This is a genomic window from bacterium, assembly GCA_024228115.1.
Taxonomy (GTDB): domain Bacteria; phylum Myxococcota_A; class UBA9160; order UBA9160; family UBA6930.
This window is the reverse complement of record JAAETT010000555.1, coordinates 1-3149: the sequence shown is the minus strand read 5'-3', so window position 1 is coordinate 3149 and position 3149 is coordinate 1. Positions and strand designations below refer to the sequence as shown.

At 62.2% G+C, this 3149-nt stretch carries 4 protein-coding genes; 1 reads left to right on the top strand and 3 read right to left on the bottom strand.

The window, feature by feature from the left end; translation table 11 throughout:
* Positions 1-105 precede the first annotated feature (105 nt).
* Positions 106-396: a hypothetical protein gene (locus tag GY937_23095; GenBank protein ID MCP5059602.1), complete on the top strand. Its 291-nt coding sequence runs from the start codon at positions 106-108 to the stop codon at positions 394-396.
* Here GY937_23095 and GY937_23090 read toward each other — a convergent pair.
* From GY937_23090 to grxC, 3 genes are read right to left on the bottom strand one after another with little or no spacing between them, the layout of a single operon-like run.
* Positions 393-1655 (bottom strand): response regulator, encoded by a 1263-nt coding sequence (locus tag GY937_23090; GenBank protein ID MCP5059601.1) that lies wholly within the window; start codon positions 1653-1655, stop codon positions 393-395. The genes GY937_23095 and GY937_23090 overlap by 4 nt on opposite strands.
* A 15-nt stretch (positions 1656-1670) precedes the next feature.
* Positions 1671-2609, bottom strand: coding sequence for a thioredoxin-disulfide reductase (trxB, locus tag GY937_23085; GenBank protein ID MCP5059600.1), 939 nt, complete (start codon positions 2607-2609; stop codon positions 1671-1673).
* Positions 2606-2875 (bottom strand): glutaredoxin 3, encoded by a 270-nt coding sequence (grxC, locus tag GY937_23080; GenBank protein MCP5059599.1) that lies wholly within the window; start codon positions 2873-2875, stop codon positions 2606-2608. Before grxC ends, trxB begins: the two co-directional genes overlap by 4 nt.
* Between the last annotated feature and the right edge of the window lie 274 nt (positions 2876-3149).

Here is a 3149-nt window from a genome sequence, read left to right as displayed (position 1 = left end):
TTCGCCCTGGGTCAAGGACCTTTCGACCCGGAAGATCTGAATCGGAATCCGGAACGGCGGGCTGCGTCGCCCCCCGGCCAAATGATCAGATTTCTACGCTTCTGAGTGAGCGTCTACAGTCTCCGGGCCCTGGAGCGCCGTCGCGACACGCCACGCCAGGTAGGGCTCTCCCGACGTGAGCGGCGCCGAAACGTGCGCGGAGCCTTCGCGGCCCGGTGCGCCATGCCGGCCTGCGTGTGGCTCGTCGATGACGTCGCGACCACCGGTGCCACTTTGAGCGAAGCTGCCCGCGCCCTGCGCCGTGCCGGTGCCCGTCGGGTGGTCGGGATCTGTGTCGCCCACACGCCCCCGGGCCGCAGCGACTCGAGGTTTGAAACCCCGCAGCGCAGCAGCTAAATACCCGCCCCATGGCAACCTTCAAGCAAGCCTCCACCCTGAAGCACCAGGCCAACCTCGGCGAGGAGGTCGAAGAGATCTCCTTCAACTCCGGCGAGGAGGTCACCGTCCTCAAGGAGTGGTCCGACAGCTACCTCGTCAAGAACGACGCAGGCCAGCTCTTCAACATCCCGAAAGACCAGATCGAGTAAGTCAACAGCGGGGACGGCTTGGAGGATGGTCTCGCGGAGGCGGTCCGGGTCTACGGGCTTCTTGAAGAGGACTGCGCCCAGGCCGGCGACGCGGCTGCGTTTGATGATGTGGTCCTTGTCGTAGTGGAAGGCGGTCATCATCAATACGGGCAAGCCCGGATGCTGCTCCTGGATGGCCTTGAAGAGTTCATAGCCGTCCATGTTAGGCATGACGACGTCCGAGAGGACGAGATCGAATTTGGCCTCGTCGAGGGCAGCCAGTGCTTCACGGCCATCACTGGCAGTCGTTACCTGGCATCCGTCGCGAGTCAAGATTTCCTTCAGGCTGCGGGCGATGCCTCCGTCGTCGTCGGCCACGAGAATCCGAAGGCCTCCGAGACGCTCCATCGGAACCTGATCGCGTTCTGCCCTCGAGCGTAGATCGACCATACGTGCCGGGCCGATGTAACCCTTCGTTTCGTACGTATCCTCCTTCACCATCTCGCCCAGGCGTTCGACGATCTCAGAGATGCGCGAGATTTCGCGACGAATGGCGTCGAGTCGCTCGTTCTCGACGGAGATATCGCCCTCGTTCGCAAGCGCCTCGATATCGCGCTCGAGAAGAGCGGTCTGATTCAGGATCACGTTCAGGGGATTGTTGATCTCGTGGGAGAGGCCGATCGCCACTTCGCCCAGCGTGGCCAGCTGATCCTTTCGCAGGATCTCGCGAAGATCCTTTGCGAAGCCGATCGTTCCGTCCTCTTCGCCCGCTTCGTCCCGCAAGATCGTGCCCGAGATGGCCACCGGAATGCGTTCGCCGCTCTTCGCCATGAACGTGGTCTGGAAGGTGTCGACCACATCCCTGCCACCCCCGTTCGCCTCGCGCATCGCACGCATCACGCGCTTGGCTTCATCCACGTCCGGGTAGAGGCGCCCGACGTTGGTGCCGAGCACCTCCGCGTCGTCGTAGCCAAGGACCTTCTTCGCGCCATCATTCCAATAGATGACGTTTCCACTGCGATCCGTCCCGACGATGCTGTCGGACGACCGTGCAATGAGTTGCTCGAGACGCTCCCGGGTAAGGGCCATGAGTCTCCTGGGCGGCTAGTCCGCTTCCTGTTCGGCCAACCAACGTTCAGCATCGATGGCCGCCATGCAGCCGGTACCGGCGGCCGTGATCGCCTGACGGTAGGTCGGATCCATTGCATCGCCACAGGCGAAGACGCCTTCAATGCTCGTGCGGCTCGTTCCGGGTTCGACCTTGATGTAGCCCGTATCGTCGAGCGCGATCTGGTCGCGGAAGATCCCTGTATTCGGCGTGTGACCGATCGCGATGAAGAGCGCCTCGACCGGAATTTCCCGCGTCTCGTCCGTGTTCACGTCCTTGAGACGCACACCCGTCACGAACTCGTCGCCGAGCACTTCGTCGACCTGGGAATTCCAGGCGAATTCGATCTTGTCGTTCTTGAGTGCCCGATCCGCCATGATCTTCGAAGCGCGCAGCTCATCGCGGCGATGGATCACGGTCACCTTCGGCGCATAGCGGGTAAGGAAGAGCGCCTCCTCCATCGCCGTATCACCCCCGCCAACCACCGCCATCAGCTTGTCGCGGTAGAGAGCCCCATCGCAGGTGGCGCATGCGGAAACACCCATATTCATCAGGCGTTGTTCCGACGGCAAACCGATCCATCTCGCCGAGGCGCCCGTCGCGAGTACCACCGCATCGGCTTCGAATTTCTGACTCTCGGTCTCGACGCGAAATGGACGCCTCGAAAAATCAACCTGGGTGGCATCTTCCATCTCGACGCGCGTGCCGAAGCGCTCGGCCTGCTTCTGGAACATGTCCATCATGTCGGGCCCGGTCACGCCTTCGGGGAAGCCCGGGTAGTTCTCGACTTCCGTGGTGAGCATCAACTGGCCACCGAATTGGAGGCCGGCCAGCATCACGGGTGCGAGATCCGCCCGGGCCGCGTAGATGGCGGCCGTGTAGCCGGCAGGCCCGCTGCCGATGATCAGCACCTTCACCCGCTGTACGTCGCTCAAGCCTCGCCTCCTTCTCCGGTCAGCAGGCGATCGAGCTCGCCGCGGCGCTCCAGCTCCGCCAGATCGTCATAGCCGCCCACATGGACCTCTCCGATGAAAATCTGAGGCACGGAGGTTCGCTGGCTGCGCCGCTGCATCTCGTCCTCCTTCGTGGGATCGGCCTCGACATCGTGCTCGAGGAAGATCTGGCTCTTCACCTCGAGCAAGGCCTTGGCGCGATGGCAATATCCACACCAGGATCGGGTGTACATCACGACTTCGACCACTTCGCCTCCTTGCCCCCTCGACGAAAGAAAGAGGGTACCGATTGAGATGCCGCCCCCGCCAGGGAGCAACATCCCGGCCTAGAGCCAATACCGTTCAGTTTGTTTCGCAACTTCCTGATCAAGAGGGACAACGGTCCTTAGCAGGGTGCTGAAATTTGGTGCCGGTTGGCGCCAGAAAGGCCGAAAGCGGGGGTTTCGATGGCGCTCTGTGCTTGGCTTCCGGTTTCCTCTGCCAAGGATCCCAAGATCGCTTGCTGAGTAGCAAGGGAGTCAC

Bases quoted from the DNA above. Each gene is read 5' to 3' on its own strand.
- GY937_23090 (MCP5059601.1), bottom strand. From the start codon at position 1,655: ATGGCCCTTACCCGGGAGCGTCTCGAGCAACTCATTGCACGGTCGTCC.